Below are 4107 nucleotides of genomic sequence, written 5' to 3' on the forward strand. Positions count from 1 at the left end.
GCAGCAGCGCCTCGCGGTCGTGCAGCTGGCGCAGGAAGTCCACCCGCGCCTTGGCGGTCTTGAGCGGGTCGAGCATCTGGAAGCCGGTGCGCGCCATCCAGCTGGGGATCGCCAGCCGGCTGAAGACGTGGTCGGCCATGAAATTGGCGGCGGGCGCCGCGAAATTCGCCGGGATGCCCATGGGCAGCGCGGCCAGCGTGTCCACCGGCGAACCAAAGGTGACGATGCTGGCGAGGGCCTTGGAACGCCGGTAGGCGGCGACCTGGTAACACCACATCCCGCCCTGGGAGTAGCCGACCAGGTGCACGTCGCTGCCGGTCACATCCTTGACGGTGTCGATGGCCTGGCCGAGCGCGACGATGTGGTCGGCCAGGGTGCGCCGCATGCCGCCTTCGACCTTGTCCGGCTCGCCGAAGTCGATGACCCAGGGGTCGATGCCCTGGGCGTGCAGGATGCCCACCGCGCCTTCCTCGCGCGTGACGTCCCACATGTCCGCCGACATCATCATCGGGTGCACCATCAGCACCGGCGGCCCGGCGGGTGACGGGCCGCGCCGGCCGTCCGGCGGAAAATACCGCCGCAGCTTGTACATCGGCACGCTCTCGACGATCTGCGACGGCGACGGCACGCTACCGGTTTCCAGGCCCCCCAGTCGCAAGACCTCCAGCCCGTTCTGCGCGGTAGCGATCAACCGCTCGACCGGTCGTGTGACCATCGAAAAATTGAGATCCACTGCTGCTCCCTGAGTCTTGACAGCTTGGACATCATGGCACATCAGGGCAGCTAGAAGGGCGGTGGTTCCCGTTAGAACGGTGGTGGATCCTCGTCGAACCCGTGCGTGGTGGGCCAGGCGTGGTTCGCCGGTGGGGCCGCTCGGGCCAGGCGTGCGTCGCGGTTGTGGCGGCGTTCGGTGGCCACGCGCGCGGCGCGGTCCTGGGCGCGGGTGCGGCGGCGTTTGGGCATCATCGCCGTCCGGTCGGCGCAGTAGTCGCGGGGCGGGTCGGCTTCGGTAGCCGGTATCGCGCCGGTGGGCACGCACAGGCTGGGGAACAGCAGCGCGCTGCCCGGGGTGGTGACGTAAGTGTGTCCCGCCGGTGAGGTCAGGATCAGGGTGCCGTCGGGCAGCTGCTGTTCGCGCCAGCCCCAAAACGTCTTGACCAAATGATGGGTGCGGCACAGCGCCTTGAGGTTCGACGCATGCGTCGGCCCGCCGTCGGCGTACGGGATCGTATGGTCGAGGTCGCAGTCCGTGGCCGGGCGGTCGCAGCCGGGCCAGCGGCAGGTCAGGTCCCGGCACCGCACGAAATCGGCCAGCGCTTTCGAAGGGATGTAGTCGTGCTCGGGGGCGGCCTCGCCGGGGTGGATCAGCGGGGAGAGTTTGGCCGTGGCGGCCAACTCGGCAACCAGTTCGGGGGCGATGAGCCCGTCGGCGCCCAGCTCTGATGCCGGCGCCTTAGCCACCCCGTCCAGCACCGAGCGCTCGGCGATCACGTGGATTACCACCGGACTCGGCGCGGGTCGTTTGCCGGCTGCGCAGTCGGCGCGCCCGCAGCAGCAGCCCAGCCGGTCCGCCCCGCATGCCAACGCTCCCAAGGCATCGGCGCGGCGCTGGTAACGGCTACGCGGGTCGTGCTCGCATACCGTGCCCGCCAACGCGTCCAGCCGTTTGTCGAGCGCATGCGCGTCCGGGGTGAGCAGGCTGGCGTGAATCTCCGCGATGCCCCCGACACCATCGGTGATACAGACCTCCCGGTCTGCCACGAACTCCTTGCGTCGCCGCACCGCATCCGCATCGGCCATGGCCACGATCTTGTCTATCTGCGCGCCGAGCCGTCCGCGGGTCATCGACGGCCACCGCGCCAGGTTGGCGGCCAGCGCCGCGTCCACCGCCGCCAGCACCTCGACGTCCTCAATCAAATCGGTGCGAAACACGATCGTCTGGAACATCAAATATCCGATGTCGCCGGCCCTAAAGACCGCGCCCACCTTCGGCAACCGTTCCCGCATCGCCCGCGCGTAGCGCAACCGGCTCGCGGCCAACCCCTGACTGATCCGCAAGGCCGCGGCCACCTCGGCGGCCGCCGCCGCCTCGGTGTCGACCGCCCAGTCCTCGGTCTCGGAACACCGCGACAACCGGTAGGCGAACAACTTGCCGATCGCGACCAACTGGGCGGCCGCGGCCCGGTTCTCCGCCCGCGCCGACCCGCAGATGTCGTCGATCAACGCCCTCGACTCCCCCGTGGTCGACGGATAATGCCGCTCGAACTGCTCATCGAACCGCGCGATGACTTCTTCGAACATACGTGCGATCATGCCACCGGCCACCGACAACTTCAGTCATCGCCGGCGAACCACTGTTGAGCTGCGCAGACGGCGCCTATCCTGCCCCCATGGCGTCGAGCGTGTCGGGCAAGGTCGCATTCATCACCGGCGGAGCGTCGGGCATCGGCGCAGCGCTGGCCACCAAGTTGGTCGACGGCGGCGCGCAGGTCTGGCTCGCCGATCGCCAGCTCGAGGCGGCCCAGCGGCTGGCACAGCGCCTCGGCGGCGGCAAGGCCCACGCGATCGAGCTCGACGTCCGCAGCTACCCCGCGTTCGAGGACGCGGTCGCCCAGGCCGTGCAGCGCTCCGGGCGGATCGACTACCTGTTCAACAACGCCGGCATCGGCGTCGGCGGTGAGGTCGACTCCTACAGCCTCGAGGACTGGAACGACGTCCTGGCCGTCAACCTGCACGGTGTCGTGCACGGCATCCAGGCCGTGTATCCGATCATGATCCGGCAGCGCTCGGGCCACATCGTGAACACGGCGTCGATGGCCGGTCTGCTGGCCGGCCCCGGCACCGTCAGCTACACCGCCTCCAAGCACGCCGTCGTCGCACTGTCGAAGGCGCTGCGGCTGGAGGCCGAACGCCACAACGTCAAGGTGTCCGTGCTGTGTCCGGGCGCCATCCGCACCCCGATCCTCACCGGCGGCGTCTACGGCCGGATGAACAATACGGGCGCCAGCGACGAGGACATCCTCAAAGCCTGGGAGCCGACGCGGCCGATGGCGCCGGAGAAATTCGCCGATCGTGTCCTGCGTGCCGTGCTGCGCGGCGACGCCATCGTCATCGTGCCGGCGTGGTGGAAGGCGCTGTGGTACCTGGAGCGCCTGTCGCCGACCATTTCGATGCAGGTGGGACGACTCGTGCTCAAACGCCTGCGCGAATTGGGTTCCCGCGCTTCGTGATCCGTCGGCCGCCGGCGAAAGCGGAGTCCGCCGATTCGTCGTCGCGACCTGCGCTCCTTAAGGCACGCTGAGAACCAGCTGCGAACCCGTTTGCGCAGCATGACGCCGGGTACACAGCCGATGCGCTTCGGTCGCGACGCGTCGTCGGGACCTCCTCGGTTGAAAGACACAGCTGGGCGCTTCCCAGTTTTCTGGGCGGCTTTGGCGACCGTTACTGCACCCACAGTGCGGATGCCGAAGCCCGCCGGGACCGTGTTTCCTTCCAGCCCGAAGGCGAGGTCGCTTGATGGATACGACGACGGAATCGCTCGGCGAGCGACAAGCCACCGACCGTTCGATCTACGAAACCCAGCCCAGGCCGGTAACCGCCGGCCAGGCATACGCGCGCGAGAAAGGGAGACAGATGTTGTTGCTGGGCAACGGCGGACGGCAAAAGGGCCGCACCGCCGGCGACGGACTCGGCGAGGTCCAACATTTGGCCGGGCGAGCGTTATACGACGTCGCGCACGGTCGCTTCGAACGCTCGCTGTCCGGTCTGACCGCCATCGCGGCAATGGTCACGACGGCCGAAATCTACTTCGAGCACTACAAAGCGAGCTTCGGCAACAAATGGATGTGGAGCCCGATCGTGGTGACGCCGCCCGTGGTCGTCGCCGGCATCGGCGGCGTGTTCTCCCGGCGCTGGGCGAAGCTCTGGCTGCCCATCACCGCGGGCATCTACACGGCCAACGGCCTGATGGGCGAATACCTGCACGCGCGCGGGGTCGCGCGCAAGCCGGGCGGGTGGAAGAACGCCTCCTACAACGTGCCGATGGGGCCTCCGATCGCGGCGCCGGGATTGATGTGCATGGTCGGCGGGATGGGGCTATTGGCGTCG

At 68.5% G+C, this 4107-nt stretch carries 4 protein-coding genes; 2 read left to right on the plus strand and 2 right to left on the minus strand.

All coding sequences use genetic code 11. The features are described from left to right. Positions 1-775: alpha/beta fold hydrolase (locus A9W96_RS02185; RefSeq protein ID WP_197499373.1), on the minus strand; the 775-nt coding region annotated here is incomplete at its 3' end. A gap of 29 nt (positions 776-804) precedes the next feature. Beyond that, positions 805-2301, minus strand: coding sequence for an HNH endonuclease signature motif containing protein (locus A9W96_RS02190; protein ID WP_067137715.1), 1497 nt, complete (start codon positions 2299-2301; stop codon positions 805-807). 89 nt (positions 2302-2390) lie between these two features. Between A9W96_RS02190 and A9W96_RS02195 the strand changes: the two genes are divergently transcribed. Both A9W96_RS02195 and A9W96_RS02200 read left to right on the plus strand, forming a co-directional pair. After that, positions 2391-3230, plus strand: coding sequence for an SDR family oxidoreductase (locus A9W96_RS02195; protein WP_066870515.1), 840 nt, complete (start codon positions 2391-2393; stop codon positions 3228-3230). 403 nt (positions 3231-3633) lie between these two features. After that, positions 3634-4107, plus strand: a 474-nt coding sequence (locus A9W96_RS02200; RefSeq protein ID WP_067137717.1) for a hypothetical protein, incomplete at its 3' end; no start/stop codon positions are given.

It is taken from the genome of Mycobacterium sp. 1245852.3, assembly GCF_001669335.1.
In the GTDB taxonomy this organism is placed as follows: domain Bacteria; phylum Actinomycetota; class Actinomycetes; order Mycobacteriales; family Mycobacteriaceae; genus Mycobacterium; species Mycobacterium europaeum_A.

Excerpts from the sequence above, each read along its gene's own strand:
- A9W96_RS02190 (WP_067137715.1), bottom strand. The coding sequence starts at position 2,301 with ATGTTCGAAGAAGTCATCGCGCGGTTCGATGAGCAGTTCGAGCGGCAT.
- A9W96_RS02195 (WP_066870515.1), top strand. The coding sequence starts at position 2,391 with ATGGCGTCGAGCGTGTCGGGCAAGGTCGCATTCATCACCGGCGGAGCG.